A 13,352-nucleotide genomic window follows, 5' to 3' on the forward strand; every position below is an offset into this window, starting at 1 on the left:
ACAGGGGCGCCGTGAGCACGACGTCGTCCTCCACGGGAGGGACCTCACCTTCTTGCCGGGATGTGACGCCCCTCAGTGTGCCTCATCACGCGCCGGCAGGACGGCGGAGCGCGTCGACGCCTCCCTCGGTGACGTCGCGGGCGAGCCGGTCGATGTACCGGTCGGTCAGGCGGCTCAGCGCGTCCTCGAGCCGCATCTCGTAGCGGGCGAGGCGCAGGTCCAGGTCACGGAGCCGCGGCAGCTCGTGCACCTCGGCGATCGGCAGCGCGCCCCGGACGGCGGCCGCGAGCTCGGCGGCGGGCGGCACGTCGACGGCGGCGTCCCCCAGGACGCTGCGCACGTCCGGGCAGGCGCCCGGCGCCTCGGGCGGGGCGGCGGCGGCCACGGCGAGCTCGAGGCGGTCGCGCACCAGACGCCGCCAGCGGACGACGTGCTGGTGCTCGAGGCGCAGCGCACCGCGCTGCCGGCGCAGCTCGACGAGCTGGTCAGCCGTGCCGGCCAGGGTCATGCGGTCCGCCCACTCTCTCGGACGACCCGTACGGCCACAGGTCGCGTCCCCCCGTCTTTCGACGCCCGGGGTGCCCGACTTGAGAAGTTGGTCATGTGATCAAGTCCCGGTCACTCGCCCAGAGCAACCGTTGTCCCCCGGGGGACCTACGCTGGCCGCATGAGTCCCGCCCGGCGCCCCGCGGCGGCGACCGCCCCGGGGTCCGCGGCGGACCGGCCGCCGGTCGCCCTGGTCCGTCGCGCGCGCCGGGTCAACCGCGCGCTGGCGGTGCGCTGGCCCGACGCCCGGTGCGAGCTCGACTTCCGGTCGCCGCTGGAGCTGCTGGTCGCGACGGTGCTGTCCGCGCAGACCACCGACGTGCGGGTCAACCAGGTGACGCCGGCGCTGTTCGCGCGCTACCCCGACGCCGCCGCCTACGCGGGCGCGGACCCCGCCGAGCTGGAGGAGCTGATCCGGCCGACCGGGTTCTTCCGGGCCAAGGCGCGCTCGCTGCAGGGCCTCGGGCGCGCCCTGGTGGAGCGGTTCGACGGCGAGGTGCCGCCCCGGCTCGAGGACCTGGTGACGCTGCCGGGCGTCGGCCGCAAGACGGCGAACGTGGTCCTGGGCGACGCGTTCGGCGTGCCCGGCATCACCGTCGACACCCACGTGGGCCGGCTCGCCCGGCGGCTCGGCTGGACGACCGAGGAGGACCCGGTCAAGGTCGAGCAGGACATCGCGGCGCTGATCCCGCGGCCGGAGTGGACGCTGCTGAGCCACCGGCTGATCTTCCACGGCCGCCGCACCTGCCACGCCCGCAAGCCGGACTGCGCCACCTGCCCGATCACGGGCGACTGCCCGTCGGCCCTGGTCCGGGTCGCGGCGCCCCCCGTCCCGTCGAGCGGGCAGTAGACGTCCCCACCCCGCGGTGCGAGGGGACATCGTCTGCCCGCTCGGCGGAACCGGGCCGGGATGGAGGTCAGGGCAGCTCGCGGAGCCAGTCGCGGAGCAGGGCGGTGACGCGGTCGGGCTCCTCCTCGGGCAGGTAGTGGCCCGCGCCGGAGAGCATCTCGAACCGGTAGTGCGGCCCGAGCCGGCGGGCCACGGACCCGTCGGCCATCGCCCGGGACACCGTGTAGCAGCCGTCCGACCCGCCGTGCACCTGCAGCGTCGGCACCGGCGCCGCGTCCCGCAGCGCGACCGCGTGCCGGCGCCCGTCGGCACGGACGCCGGAGCGGTACAGCCAGCGGACCTGCTCCAGCGCGGAGTGCGCCGCGAACGGGACGTGCGCCGCCCGGCGGTACAGCGCGAGCGCCGCGGGGTCGGGCCAGCGCGGGCCGCCCCACTCGCGCAGCAGCCGCGCGACGAGGTCGCCGCGGGTCATCGCGCGCTCGGGCAGGTACGGGACCTGGATCTCGGCCATCCGCTGCGCGGCCCGGGCGCGGAGGCCCGAGCGGGGGTCCGCCCGGCGGGTCAGCGGGTGCGGGGAGGACAGCACCGCCACGCCGCGGGTGAGTCCCGGGTGGTAGGCGGGCATGGCCCAGGCCACGTCGCCGCCGCCGACGCCGTGCCCGACGACGACCGCGCGGTCGCAGCCGAGGGACCGGACCACGCCGGCGACGTCCCGGGTCAGGGTCGGCACGTCGTAGCCGCTCGGCGGCTTGTCGGAGCCGCCGGTGCCGCGCAGGTCCATCGCGACGACCCGGTGCCCGTCCTCGGCGAGGGCGGGCAGCTGGTGGCGCCACGCCCACCACAGCTCGGGCAGCCCGTGCAGCAGCACCACCAGCGGGGCGTCCCGGTCGTCCGGGCCGGCGACGGCCACGTGGAACCGGGAGCCGTTCGCGGGGACGAAGTGGTGCCGCCACGGGCCGTCGAGCAGGAGGGCGGCGGAGTCGACGGTCATCGACGCCGAACCTACCGCGTCCCGGCCCCCGTCCGGCGGGACCGGTGCGCCCGGTCGCGCGCCGCGAGGGCCGCCCCGCCGAGGACCGCGGCCGTCGTCGACGCCAGCAGGATCGCGACCTTGAGGTGCTCGTCGTGGGCGCTGCCGGCCCCGAAGGCGAGCTCGCCGATGAGCAGCGAGACGGTGAACCCGATGCCGGCGAGCAGCCCGACGGCCCCCACGTCCCGCCAGTGCAGGTCGGGGGCGAGGGTGGCGCGGGTGAACCGCGCGACCAGCCACGTCGCCGCCAGGATGCCCAGCGGCTTGCCGACCACGAGCCCGAGCGCGACGCCCTGGGCGACCGGGTCCCGGACGGCGTCGGCGAGCGCCCCGCCGGACAGCGGCACGCCGGCCGCGAACAGCGCGAACACCGGCACCGCGAACCCCGCCGACACGGGGCGCCAGCGGTGCTCGAGCCGCTCCGCGACGCTCGACGACTCACCCGGGCGGGCCAGCGCCGGCGCGGTGAGGCCGAGCAGCACCCCGGCGATGGTCGCGTGCACCCCGGACGCGTGCATGAGCGCCCACGCGGTCACCGCCAGCACCACGAGGGCGGCGTGCCCGGCGACGCCCGGGCGGCGGACCCGGACCAGCAGGGCGAACGCCGCCACCGCCACGAGCGACGCGGCGAGCCAGACCAGGTGCAGCCCGTCGGTGTAGACCACGGCGATGATGACGATGCCGAGCAGGTCGTCGACCACGGCGAGCGTCAGTAGGAAGGCGCGCAGCGACGCGGGAAGGCTGCGGCCGACCACCGAGAGCACCGCGACGGCGAACGCGATGTCGGTCGCGGTCGGCACCGCCCAGCCGCGGGTCGCGCCGTCCGCGGCGGTCGCGTTGACGAGCAGGTAGAGCAGCGCGGGGGCGGCCATCCCGCCCACCGCGGCGACGACGGGCACGACCGCGGTGCGCACGCGCCGGAGCTCCCCGTCGACGATCTCCCGCTTGAGCTCGACGCCGACCACGAAGAAGAAGATCGCGAGCAGACCGTCGGTCGCCCACGACGCGAGGCTGAGGTCGAGGTGCAGCGCGGCCGGGCCGACCACGGTGTCGGAGATCGTGGTGTACGCCGCCGACCAGGGCGAGTTGGCCCAGAGCAGGGCGACCACGGCGCCCACGAGCAGCAGGACGCCGCCGGTGCGCTCGGCGCGGAGGGTGTCGAGCAGGTTCGCCAGTCCGCCGGGGGTCAGCGCGCCGAACAGGCGCGAGCCGGAGTCCTCGGTGGGGGGCGGGGCGGGGGTCACGGTGCGGCTCTCCGTGGGGTCGACGAGGTGGACGCCGACCAGACTTCCCGGCACACCGCGGACGAGCGTACCGGCGACGTCGTCCGGCGTCAGGGCGAGCCGGGTCCGGCGTCGAGCTCGTCCGCGGCGGCCTCGACCTCGCGGGCGAGCCCCTCGACCGCGCGGGTGGCGGTCGCGGGGTCGGTGGTCACGACGAGCAGCCCCCGGGCTGCGCGGCCGGGGCGCGTGCGGTGCAGGAGGCGCGCGAGCGCGCCGACGAGCACGACGGCGGACAGGCCGGACAGCACCCAGGTCAGCGGGGTCATCCCGCCATCGTGGCGGCGCACGGCGACCGCGACCGACGACCCTGCCCCTCCGTAGGTGGTGGGCGCTCGTCAGGCGTCGGCGGCGACCTCGGCGGGCGACGTCGCGGCGGTACCGCCGTCGGCCGCGCGGCGGTCCTTCGGCGGGTCGAACCGGTAGCCGACGTTCCGCACGGTGCCGATGAGCTGCTCGTGCTCGGGCCCGAGCTTGGCGCGCAGCCGACGCACGTGGACGTCGACCGTGCGGGTGCCCCCGTAGTAGTCGTAGCCCCAGACCTCCTGGAGCAGCTGGGCGCGGGTGAACACGCGGCCCGGGTGCTGCACCAGGTACTTGAGGAGCTCGAACTCCTTGTAGGTGAGGTCCAGCGGGCGGCCGCGCAGCCGGGCGGTGTACCCGCCGGCGTCGATCATGAGCTCGCCCGAGGAGATCTCCTGCGGCTGGTCGTCGTAGGACGACCGGGCGGCGCGCTCGATGACGAGCCGGAACCGGGTCTCGACCTCGGCGGGCGTCGCGTTCTCCAGCACGATGTCGTCGGCGCCCCACTCGGCCGTGACGACGGTGAGGCCGCCTTCGGTCAGGACCAGCACGAGCGGCACCGTGAGACCGGTCGCGCGCAGCAGGCGGCACGTGGTGCGCGCGGTCACCAGGTCGCGGCGCGCGTCCAGCACGACGATGTCGGCGTCGGGCGCGTCCACGAGGGCCGAGGGCTCCACGGGCAGCACGCGGACCCGGTGGGACAGCAGCCCGAGCGCGGGCAGCACCTGGGACGAACCCCCCGATGCGGGGGTGAGCAGCAGCAGGTCGGCCACGCAGCGGCCCTCCTCCCGTCCGAATTGGGGACACGGTACCCCTCGGATGTCACGTCGAGGCGTGCGTGCGCGACACATGGCGGTGGTACAAGCGGGGCGCACCCCGCGGGCGGCCGCGACCGGCCCGATGCCGGGTGCGGGGCCCCGGGATGCGAGGATGGCGCCCGTGCCCGCCTCGAACCGCGCCGTGACCACGGCCGTCCTGGCGACGCTCGTCGCCGTCGCCGGTGTCCTCGGGGGCGTCTCGCTCGCCGGCCGGGACGGCGTCGTCCTCGCCGCCCTCCTCATCGTCCTCTCCGGCGTCCTCGCGGTCGGCTGGCCCCGTGTCGCCGGGCTGCCCGCGCGCGTCGGGAGCGGGGTCGTGATCGGGCTCGCGGGGGTCGCGGCCGTCGTGGTCGTGCACGTCACGACGACCGAGCCGCTGCTGGGCGACGTGCCCGCGGTGTTCGCCGGCGCGGTGCTCGCCGCGTTCGTGGCGGAGCTCGCGCGGCGGGACGGGCGCGAGCGGCTGGTCGAGTCGGTCGCCGGGACCGTCGCCGGCGCGCTGGTGCCCGTGTGCGCGGCCGGCTGGCTCGCGGCCGAGCGCACCGCGGCGGGCGACGCGGTCGTGGTGACCGGTGCGGTCGCCCTCGCCGTCGCGTCGGCCGTCACGGCGCTGCCCCTGCGCGGCTGGGCGGGCGCCGGCGCGACGCTCGGCGCCGCCGTCGCGGGCGGGCTGGTCGCGGGTGCCGCGCTGCCCGTCGTCGGGCTGCTGTCGGGGGCGCTGCTCGGCGCGGCGATCGGCGTGCTGGTCGCCGCGGGCGACGCCCTGTTCGACCGGCTGCCCGCCCTGGAACATCGTCTCGCGGGGTGGGCGGTCGCTGTGCTGCCCGTCGCCGTCACCGGCATCCTGGTCTACGTCGTCGGCCGCGTGCTCGTCGGCTGACGACCGGGCCGCCCGCCGGGCGCACCCGCGCCGCGACCCGGGGGTGGGCATGGGGCTGCGCGTCCTGCTGGTCCTCGGCGTGCTCGGGGCCGCCGTCGTCGTCGGTCTGCTGTGGCGCTCGCGGAACGGGCGCTTCGTGGCGGCCGGCGGTGGTGCGGGGGTCGCCGACCGGCTGACCGCCGCCGACCTGGGCGCGCCGCTCGGGTTCGCCGCGACGTTCCTGCAGCTGTCCTCCGAGGCGTGCGCGCCCTGCCGCAGCACCGCCGCCGTGCTGGGCGCCCTCGCCGGGGAGCGGGCCGGGCTCGCGCACGTCGAGGTCCGCGCCGAGGACCGCCTGGACCTGGTCCGGCGGTTCGACGTGCTGCGCACCCCCACGGTGCTGGTGCTGGACGGCGCCGGTGCCGTCCGCGGGCGGCTGTCCGGCGCGACGACCCGGGAGCAGGCCGTCGAGGCGCTCGGCGCGCTCGACCGCTGTCCGACCGCCGCCTGACGGGCGCCCCGCCCGGCGCCCGCCCGGCCCGGGCCCGACCACCCCACCCGCCGCACCCCCTGGAGACCCCCGTGCCCGCGTCCCCCCGCACGCCGCAGCCCGCCTCCGCCCCCGCCGCCGCACCCGCCGGGATCGACCCCCGCGGCCCGCGCGTCGGCGCCGCCCTGACCGCGGTCCTGCTCGTGGTCGTCCTGCTGCTCCCCGGCGCCGCCGCGACGGTCGCGCTGGCCGTCGTCGCCGCGCTGTTCGCCGTCGGCGCGGTCCGCGGGGCCCAGGGGTCCGTCCAGGGGCTGGTCTACCGGGGCCTCGTGCGCCCCCGGCTCGCCCCGCCCGCCGAGCTCGAGGACCCGCGCCCGCCGCAATTCGCGCAGCTGGTCGGCCTGGTCATCACCGGGGCGGGCTTCCTGCTCGCGCTGCTCGGCGTCCCGGGCGCGGTGGTCGTCGCGGCGGCGCTGGCGCTCGTGGCTGCGGTGCTGAACGCGGCGTTCGGCCTGTGCCTCGGCTGCGAGCTCTTCCTGCTCGGCGTCCGGGTGCGGCACGCCCGGTCCTGAGGCGTCGGGAAGGCACGGGGCCTCGTCGTCGTTAGGATCGGCAGATGCACGCACTCGAGATCGTGTTCATCGGTCTGCTCGTCGCCGCGACGCTCACCATCGGGTGGTTCTCCGGCTTCGTCGTCTACCGGCTGTTCAAGGGACAGCGCTGACAAGAAGGGCTTCCATGGCGTTCACGCTGCCCGAGGGCCTCGCCCCGGAGATGTACCCGCTCGCCTGGCTCGTGGGGCGGTGGCACGGCGAAGGCGTCGTGGGGTACCCGGGGATCGAGGAGACGGCGTTCACCCAGGACGTGGTGATCGACCACGACGGCGGCCCGTACCTGTCCTACACGTCCACCATCCGGCTCGTCGTCGTGCCGGACGACGCCTCGGCCATCGCCGACGCCGACGGCACCCCGGCCGAGGCGACCGCCCCGGCCGAGGGCGACGGCGAGGGCGCGGTCTGGAACACCGAGAGCGGCTACTGGCGCATCCCGCCGGAGCGGCCCGAGGGCATGGGGTCGGCGCTGTCGCCGGTCGAGCTGCTCCTGGCCGACCCGTCCGGGCACGTCGCCGTGTACGTCGGCGCGACGGGCAACGGGCGCATCGACCTGGTCAGCGACGTCATCGCGCGCACCGCGTCCGGCGCCGAGGTGTCGGCGGGCAAGCGCCTGTACGGCCTCGTCAACGGGGAGCTCATGTGGGCGCACGACCTCGCCGCGTTCGGGCACGAGCTGCAGTCGTACGCCTCCGCGCGGCTCAGCCGCGTGACGGACTGACATGTCCGACGACGTCGCGGTCGCACCGGCGGAGCCCCGGCACCGCAGCCCGCTGCTCGACCGGCACGGCGCCGTCGCCGCGTCCGGTCCCGACGCGGGCGTGGCCTGGCACTACGGCGACCCGACCGCGGAGCAGCGTGCGCTGACCCGCGGCGGCGCGGTCGTGGACCAGTCGCACCTGGGCGTCGTCCGGGTCACCGGGCCGGACCGGCTGTCCTGGCTGAACTCCATCACCTCCCAGGAGCTCACCGCGCTGCCCCCGCGGACCTCGACGGAGACGCTCGTGCTCAGCCCGCAGGGCCACGTCGAGCACGCCGCCGCGGTCGTGGACGACGGCGAGGCCACCTGGCTGATCAGCGAGACCGCGCCCGGGCTGGCGACGTGGCTGGACCGGATGCGGTTCATGCTGCGCGTCGAGGTCGCGGACGTGACCGACGGCTGGGCCGCGATCGGCGAGCCGGTCGACGCCGAGGGCGCCGAGGGCGAGCCGGTCACCTGGCGCGACCCGTGGCCGCGGACCCTGCCCGGCGGCACCCGGTACGGCCTGCCCGACGACGAGCACCCCGGCGCCGACCGCGCGTGGCGGCTCGTGCTGGTCCCGCGCGCCGGCCTGGCCGACGCCGTGCGGGCGCGCGAGGCAGCCGGCTGGCCGCTCGTCGGCACCTGGGCCAGCGAGGCCGTGCGCGTCGAGGCCTGGCGCCCCCGCGCCGGCCGCGAGGTCGACCACCGGACGATCCCGCACGAGCTCGACTGGCTCCGCACCGCCGTGCACCTGCACAAGGGCTGCTACCGCGGCCAGGAGACCATCGCCCGGGTGCACAACCTCGGCCGGCCCCCGCGTCGGCTGGTGATGCTGCACCTCGACGGGTCGGGCCACGTGCTGCCCGAGGCCGGCGCGGTCGTGCGCGACCTCGGCGACCTGCTCAGCACGGGCGAGCCCGGCCGCGAGGTCGGGGTGGTCACCACCGTCGCCCGGCACCACGAGCTCGGCCCGGTCGCGCTGGCGGTCGTGAAGCGCTCGGTGCCGGTGGACGTCGAGGTCGTGGTCGAGGCCGACGGCGGCGTGCTGACCGCCGGCCAGGAGATCGTGGTCCCGGGCGACGGCGTGTCCGTCGACCGCCCGGCCGCGCGGGGGCCGCTGACCCGCGGCCTCGGCGGCCACCCGATGCTGTGACCCCGCGGTGACGGGCGCGGCGCGGCCGGACCAGGGGCCCTCGGCGGTCCGGGTCCAGGTCGCCGCGCGCGTGCGGCAGGGCCGCGCCCGGGTCCGGACGGCGTTCGTGCCGATCCTGCAGGCGGTGCTCGCCGCGGGCGTCGCCTACTGGATCGGGTCCGCCGTGCTCGGGCACAGCGCCCCGTTCTTCGCGCCGGTGAGCGCGTGGATCGCGCTCGGGTTCACCGCCGACCGCGACCTGCGCCGGGTCGCCGAGCTCGCGGTGGGCGTCGCGATCGGCGTCGGGCTGGGCGACCTCGTGGTGCACGTCATCGGCACCGGCGCGTGGCAGGTGGCGTTCGTGCTGCTGGTCGCGGCACTGATCGCCCGGTTCCTCGACCGCGGGCCGATGCTCACGACCCAGGCGGGCGTGCAGTCGATCGTCATCGTCGGGCTGCCCGCGGTCAGCGCGTCGGGCGGGCCGGTCGGGCGGTGGACCGACGCGCTCGTCGGCGGCCTGGTCGCGCTCGCCGTCGCCGCCCTCACGCCGAGCGACCCGCGGCGGCGACCCCGTGCCCAGGGGCGGGCCGCGGTGGAGGAGCTCGCCGGGATGCTCCGGCTGCTCGCCCGCGGGATGCGCGGGCCGTCGGAGCACGACGTCGAGGACGCGCTCATCCGCGGCCGGGCCTCGCAGCCGGCGCTCGACGAGTGGCAGGACGCCGCCGGCTCCGCCCGCGACCTGGCGCGGGTCTCGCCGGCGGCGCGCCGGCACCGCACGGAGCTCGCGTGGATCGGCCAGTCCGCGGTCCGGGTCGACCGCGCCGTGCGCAACTCCCGGGTGCTGGCCCGGCGCGCGCTCGCGTCGGTGCAGGCGGACCGGGAGCGCGACCTCGGGCCGGTCGCGGACGCCGTGGACCGGGTGGCGCTCGCCGCCGACGCCCTGGCCGCGGCGCTCGGCGCGGGGGCGGAGCCGCTGCGCGCGCGGGAGGACCTGCTGCGCCTGGCGGGCGAGCTCGACCCGTTCACGCTGACGCCCGACGACCTGCAGGCGCAGAGCCTGCTGCTGCTCGTCCGGTCGCTCGTGGTCGACCTGCTGGAGGCGGCGGGCGTCGACTCCCGCACCGCGCGCGAGGCGCTGCCGGAGATCTGACGCGCCCGGGGCGGGGAGCCGACCCCGCCGGGCGCGCGGCGGCCGGCGCACCGTAGGCTCGCCCCGTGATCTTCGGCAACGTGCAGGTGCTGCTGTTCCTCCTGTTCACCCTCGTCATCCTCGTGCTCGCGGTCTGGGCGCTCGTCGACGCGCTGCGCCGCCCCGCGTCCGCGTACGTCGCGGCGGGCAAGCAGACCAAGCAGATCTGGTCGATCATCCTGGGCATCGCGACCGCGGTGGCGTTCTTCTCGGTGCCGCCGCCGCTCGGTCTCGGGGCGTTCCCGACGTTCCTCGCGCTGCTCAGCGCCGTCGCCGCGATCGTCTACCTGGTCGACGTGCGCCCGGCGATCGCGCCGCACTCCCGCCGTCGCGGCGGCGGTGGCGGCCAGGGCCCGACCCGCGGCGGGTGGTGAGCGTGCCCGGCATCCGGCAGGGCGGCCCGGACCTGGCCGAGCGGCTGCACGGCGAGGCCGCCGCGGCGGTCGTCGCGCGGCACGCCGAGGGCGCGGGCGACGTGGCCTCGGCCGCCGTGCCGCTCGCCCGCGTCGTGCGCGGGGAGCTCGTCGAATCGGTGCACCTCGGGCACCTGGTCGTGCTCGCGCCGGACGGCTCGGTGCGCCTGGCGCTGGGCGACCCGGAGGTCACCGTGCTCGCCCGGTCCTCGCTCAAGCCGCTGCAGGCCGTCGGCATGCTCCGCGCGGGGCTCGACCTCGACGGGCCGCACCTCGCGCTCGCCTGCGCCAGCCACGACGGCACCCCGGAGCACCTGCGGGTCGTGCGCGAGACGCTGCTCGGCGCGGGCCTGGACGAGTCGGCGCTGGACAACACCCCCGACTTCCCGCTGGACGCCGAGGCGGCCTTCGAGTGGCGCACCGAGGGGCACGGCAGGGAGCCGGTCGCGCAGAACTGCTCCGGCAAGCACGCCGCGATGCTGGCGACCTGCGTCGCCCACGCCGGGGAGCCCGGCTGGGAGCCCGCCGAGTACCGCGAGCCCGAGCACCCCGTGCAGGTCGCGTGCCGCGCGGCGGTCGAGGAGCTGACCGGCGAGCAGGCCTGGCACGTGACCGTCGACGGCTGCGGCGCGCCGCTGTTCTCCACCACGCTGACCGGGCTCGCGCGGGCGTTCGCCCGCATCGCGGTCGCGCCGGTGGCCGACCCCGGCACACCGCTCGCCCGGGTGGCGCTGGCGATGGCCGAGCACCCCGAGCTCGTCGGGGGTGCGGAGCGGGACGTGACCCGGGCCATGCGGGCGGTGCCGGGGCTGGTCGCCAAGGACGGCGCCGACGGCGTCTACGCGGCGGCGCTCCCGGACGGGTCCGCGGTGGCGTTCAAGGTCGCCGACGGAGGCGGGCGGCCGCGGCCGGCCGTGCTCGCGGCGGCGCTGCGGGTCGCGGGAGCCGCCGGGGTGCCGGGGGTCGACCTGGCGGCGCTGGACGCGCTCGGGGACGTGCCGGTGCTCGGGCACGGCGAGCCGGTGGGCTCCGTCGTGCCGGCGTTCGCGGCGACCGCGCCCGAGGCGGTCGCGTGAGGGCGGTCGCGTGAGGGCGGTCGTCCAGCGCGCCACCCGGGCCTCGGTCACGGTGGACGGCGCGGTCGTCGGCGCGTTCGAGGGCGAGGGTCTGGTCGTGCTGGTCGGCGTGACCCCCGGTGACGGACCCGCGCAGGTCGAGTACGTCGCACGCAAGGTCGCCGACCTGCGGGTCCTGCGCGGCGAGCGGTCGGTGACCGAGGCCGGGGCGCCAGTGCTGGTCGTCAGCCAGTTCACGCTGTACGGCGACGCGCGCAAGGGCCGTCGGCCCACGTGGAACGCGGCGGCGCCCGGTCCGGTCGCGGAGCCGCTGGTCGAGGCGGTGGTCGCGGACCTGCGGGCGCGGGGCCTGACGGTCGCGACGGGGGTGTTCGGGGCCGACATGGCGGTCGAGCTGGTGAACGACGGCCCGGTGACGCTGCTCCTGGAGTCGGCCCCGGAGACCTGACGGCCGGGGCGGGGCTCCGTGCCGAGGGCCGCGGCCACGCCGACCGCACAACCGACACGTCGAGTGCCTATCCGCTGGGTAGGCACTCGACGTGTCCGGTAGGCACTCGCGGGGCGCGGGGCGCGGGGCGCGGGGCGCAGCGTCAGGGCAGGCGGAGGACCAGGCGCTCCTCGATGCGCGACGAGTCGCGGGTCTGGGCGTGGCGCTCGCCGGTGCGAACGAAGCCCGCGCGGACGAACAGGTCGCCCGCCGCGTGGTTCCCGTCGACGACCCACAGCGACACCGTCTCGGCGCCCTCGGCCCGCGCCGCGTCCTTCACGGCGTCGAGCAGCGCCCACGCCATGCCGCGGCGGCGCGCCTCCGGGGCGACCCACAGCTGGACCACGTGCCGGTCCGACGTCGGAGATCCCGGCTCCTGGATCATGCCGACGAGTCCGCGCGGGGTGCCCTCCTCGTCGACCACCCAGGTCGAGGCGCTGCGCAGCCGCATGCGCCAGTGCGGCTCGGCGAACAGCTCCTCGCGCGCCAGCGACGACCCGAACACGTCGGGGTCCTCCCGCAGGGCGCGCAGGCGCACGTCCCGGACCGACCGCCAGTCGTCCTCCTGCACGCGCCTGATCTGCACGCGGACAGCATGCCAAACGGCTCGCGGCTCGTCGCCCGGGGCGCACGGCGCGCCCCCGGGTGAACGCCTCAGGGGTGCAGGCGCGCCTCGTCGGCGCCGACCTCCGGGACGCCGTGCCCGGAGGGGTCCGGCACGGCGCGGGCGACGTCGGCGACGTCCTCCTCCGGGCGCGGGGGGATCGTCTCGTCGTCCTCGAGCAGCGGCACGTCCTCGCGGCCGTCGTGGTGCACCGGGACGGGCTCGGTGCCGTCGGGGCCGGCCGGGGTCGGCTCGGTGGGGATCGGCTCGGTCACGGTGTCCTCCCGGGGGCTCGCAGGTGGGGCCACCGTAGGCCGGGGCGGTCGCGCCCGCAGGACGAGCGCCGCAGGTCCGCGCGACGATGGGGGCATGCGCATCGAGGCGGTCCCCGGGGACATCACCGACCAGGACGTCGACGCGGTCGTGAACGCGGCGAACTCCTCGCTGCTCGGCGGCGGGGGCGTCGACGGGGCCATCCACGCCGCCGCCGGGCCGGACCTGCTCGCCGAGTGCCGGGAGCTGCGCCGCACGTCCCTGCCCGCTGGGCTGCCGGTCGGGGACGCCGTGGCGACCGGTGCGGGCCGGCTGCGGGCGCGCTGGGTGGTGCACACCGTCGGGCCGAACGCCCACGCCGGCGAGACCGACCCGGCGTTGCTGCGGTCGGCGTTCACGCGCTCGCTCGACGTCGCGGCGGGGGTCGGCGCGCGCACCGTGGCGGTGCCCGCGGTGAGCGCGGGCGTCTACGGCTGGGCCCCGGCGACCGTCGCGGAGGTGGCGGTCGCCGCCGCGCGGGGGTGGGCCGCCGCGCACCCGGACGGCCTCGACCTGGTGCGGTTCGTGCTGTTCTCGCCCGGCGTGCTCGCCGCGTTCGAGGAGGCGCTCGCGGAGCACTGATCGCAGCGTGCCCGGGCCGAGCGCCCCG

18 protein-coding genes are annotated in these 13,352 nt (G+C 77.5%); 11 read left to right on the top strand and 7 right to left on the bottom strand.

Translation table 11 applies throughout. The features are described from left to right. Positions 1-85 precede the first annotated feature (85 nt). Positions 86-508, bottom strand: a complete 423-nt coding sequence (locus tag J5O08_RS03345) for a hypothetical protein (RefSeq protein ID WP_168216927.1) — start codon at positions 506-508, stop codon at positions 86-88. A gap of 159 nt (positions 509-667) precedes the next feature. Here J5O08_RS03345 and nth point away from each other — a divergent pair, with 159 nt between their 5' ends. Then, entirely contained in the window at positions 668-1,396 is a 729-nt protein-coding gene (gene nth, locus J5O08_RS03350) for an endonuclease III (protein ID WP_218705422.1), read from the top strand. A 67-nt stretch (positions 1,397-1,463) separates the two neighbouring features. On the opposite strand, the gene J5O08_RS03355 is transcribed toward nth, so the two are convergent. From J5O08_RS03355 to J5O08_RS03370, 4 genes are all read right to left on the bottom strand, one after another. Next, entirely contained in the window at positions 1,464-2,387 is a 924-nt protein-coding gene (locus J5O08_RS03355) for an alpha/beta fold hydrolase (protein ID WP_218705423.1), read from the bottom strand. Between the two features lie 11 nt (positions 2,388-2,398). Beyond that, complete coding sequence (gene nhaA / locus J5O08_RS03360) at positions 2,399-3,724, bottom strand: Na+/H+ antiporter NhaA (protein ID WP_308281304.1); 1,326 nt, start codon at positions 3,722-3,724, stop codon at positions 2,399-2,401. Between the two features lie 35 nt (positions 3,725-3,759). Beyond that, on the bottom strand, positions 3,760-3,975 hold the full coding sequence (locus tag J5O08_RS03365; protein WP_218705424.1) for a hypothetical protein: 216 nt from the start codon (positions 3,973-3,975) through the stop codon (positions 3,760-3,762). Between the two features lie 69 nt (positions 3,976-4,044). Next, complete coding sequence (locus tag J5O08_RS03370) at positions 4,045-4,782, bottom strand: response regulator transcription factor (protein ID WP_218705425.1); 738 nt, start codon at positions 4,780-4,782, stop codon at positions 4,045-4,047. A gap of 157 nt (positions 4,783-4,939) precedes the next feature. On the opposite strand from J5O08_RS03370, the gene J5O08_RS03375 reads away from it, so the two are divergent. The 9 genes from J5O08_RS03375 (at position 4,940) to dtd (ending at position 11,787) form a co-directional block, all read left to right on the top strand. Next, positions 4,940-5,707: a hypothetical protein gene (locus J5O08_RS03375; RefSeq protein WP_255589220.1), complete on the top strand. Its 768-nt coding sequence runs from the start codon at positions 4,940-4,942 to the stop codon at positions 5,705-5,707. A gap of 49 nt (positions 5,708-5,756) precedes the next feature. Further along, entirely contained in the window at positions 5,757-6,197 is a 441-nt protein-coding gene (locus tag J5O08_RS03380; protein WP_218705429.1) for a thioredoxin family protein, read from the top strand. 71 nt (positions 6,198-6,268) lie between these two features. Next, complete coding sequence (locus tag J5O08_RS03385; protein WP_218705431.1) at positions 6,269-6,748, top strand: DUF4395 domain-containing protein; 480 nt, start codon at positions 6,269-6,271, stop codon at positions 6,746-6,748. 166 nt (positions 6,749-6,914) lie between these two features. After that, positions 6,915-7,508 carry an FABP family protein gene (locus J5O08_RS03390; RefSeq protein ID WP_217615072.1) on the top strand — a complete coding sequence of 198 codons (594 nt, stop codon included), beginning with the start codon at positions 6,915-6,917 and terminating at the stop codon, positions 7,506-7,508. 1 nt (position 7,509) lies between these two features. Next, complete coding sequence (locus tag J5O08_RS03395; protein WP_218705433.1) at positions 7,510-8,682, top strand: folate-binding protein YgfZ; 1,173 nt, start codon at positions 7,510-7,512, stop codon at positions 8,680-8,682. A gap of 7 nt (positions 8,683-8,689) precedes the next feature. Next, the gene (locus J5O08_RS03400; protein ID WP_218705434.1) at positions 8,690-9,811 is read left to right on the top strand and encodes an aromatic acid exporter family protein; all 1,122 of its coding nucleotides are present in this window, start codon (positions 8,690-8,692) and stop codon (positions 9,809-9,811) included. Between the two features lie 65 nt (positions 9,812-9,876). Next, positions 9,877-10,224, top strand: coding sequence for a DUF2516 family protein (locus J5O08_RS03405; RefSeq protein ID WP_308281305.1), 348 nt, complete (start codon positions 9,877-9,879; stop codon positions 10,222-10,224). A gap of 101 nt (positions 10,225-10,325) precedes the next feature. Next, a complete protein-coding gene (locus J5O08_RS03410) occupies positions 10,326-11,339 on the top strand; it encodes an asparaginase (RefSeq protein ID WP_218705483.1) in 1,014 nt (337 codons plus the stop codon). A 10-nt stretch (positions 11,340-11,349) separates the two neighbouring features. Continuing rightward, complete coding sequence (gene dtd / locus J5O08_RS03415; protein ID WP_218705435.1) at positions 11,350-11,787, top strand: D-aminoacyl-tRNA deacylase; 438 nt, start codon at positions 11,350-11,352, stop codon at positions 11,785-11,787. Positions 11,788-11,929: 142 nt separating this feature from the next. Here the strand turns inward: dtd and J5O08_RS03420 are convergent, their stop codons facing one another. Beyond that, the gene (locus J5O08_RS03420; protein ID WP_218705436.1) at positions 11,930-12,412 is read right to left on the bottom strand and encodes a GNAT family N-acetyltransferase; all 483 of its coding nucleotides are present in this window, start codon (positions 12,410-12,412) and stop codon (positions 11,930-11,932) included. Between the two features lie 68 nt (positions 12,413-12,480). Continuing rightward, positions 12,481-12,705, bottom strand: a complete 225-nt coding sequence (locus tag J5O08_RS03425) for a hypothetical protein (protein WP_218705437.1) — start codon at positions 12,703-12,705, stop codon at positions 12,481-12,483. A gap of 94 nt (positions 12,706-12,799) precedes the next feature. On the opposite strand from J5O08_RS03425, the gene J5O08_RS03430 reads away from it, so the two are divergent. Continuing rightward, entirely contained in the window at positions 12,800-13,324 is a 525-nt protein-coding gene (locus J5O08_RS03430) for an O-acetyl-ADP-ribose deacetylase (RefSeq protein WP_218705438.1), read from the top strand. Positions 13,325-13,352 lie beyond the last annotated feature (28 nt).

It is taken from the genome of Cellulomonas sp. PS-H5, from assembly GCF_019265565.1.
Taxonomy (GTDB): Bacteria; Actinomycetota; Actinomycetes; order Actinomycetales; family Cellulomonadaceae; genus Cellulomonas.

Bases quoted from the DNA above. Each gene is read 5' to 3' on its own strand.
- J5O08_RS03345 (WP_168216927.1), bottom strand. From the start codon at position 508: ATGACCCTGGCCGGCACGGCTGACCAGCTCGTCGAGCTGCGCCGGCAG.
- nth (WP_218705422.1), top strand. From the start codon at position 668: ATGAGTCCCGCCCGGCGCCCCGCGGCGGCGACCGCCCCGGGGTCCGCG.
- J5O08_RS03355 (WP_218705423.1), bottom strand. From the start codon at position 2,387: ATGACCGTCGACTCCGCCGCCCTCCTGCTCGACGGCCCGTGGCGGCAC.
- J5O08_RS03365 (WP_218705424.1), bottom strand. From the start codon at position 3,975: ATGACCCCGCTGACCTGGGTGCTGTCCGGCCTGTCCGCCGTCGTGCTC.
- J5O08_RS03375 (WP_255589220.1), top strand. From the start codon at position 4,940: ATGGCGCCCGTGCCCGCCTCGAACCGCGCCGTGACCACGGCCGTCCTG.
- J5O08_RS03380 (WP_218705429.1), top strand. From the start codon at position 5,757: ATGGGGCTGCGCGTCCTGCTGGTCCTCGGCGTGCTCGGGGCCGCCGTC.
- J5O08_RS03390 (WP_217615072.1), top strand. From the start codon at position 6,915: ATGGCGTTCACGCTGCCCGAGGGCCTCGCCCCGGAGATGTACCCGCTC.
- J5O08_RS03395 (WP_218705433.1), top strand. From the start codon at position 7,510: ATGTCCGACGACGTCGCGGTCGCACCGGCGGAGCCCCGGCACCGCAGC.
- J5O08_RS03430 (WP_218705438.1), top strand. From the start codon at position 12,800: ATGCGCATCGAGGCGGTCCCCGGGGACATCACCGACCAGGACGTCGAC.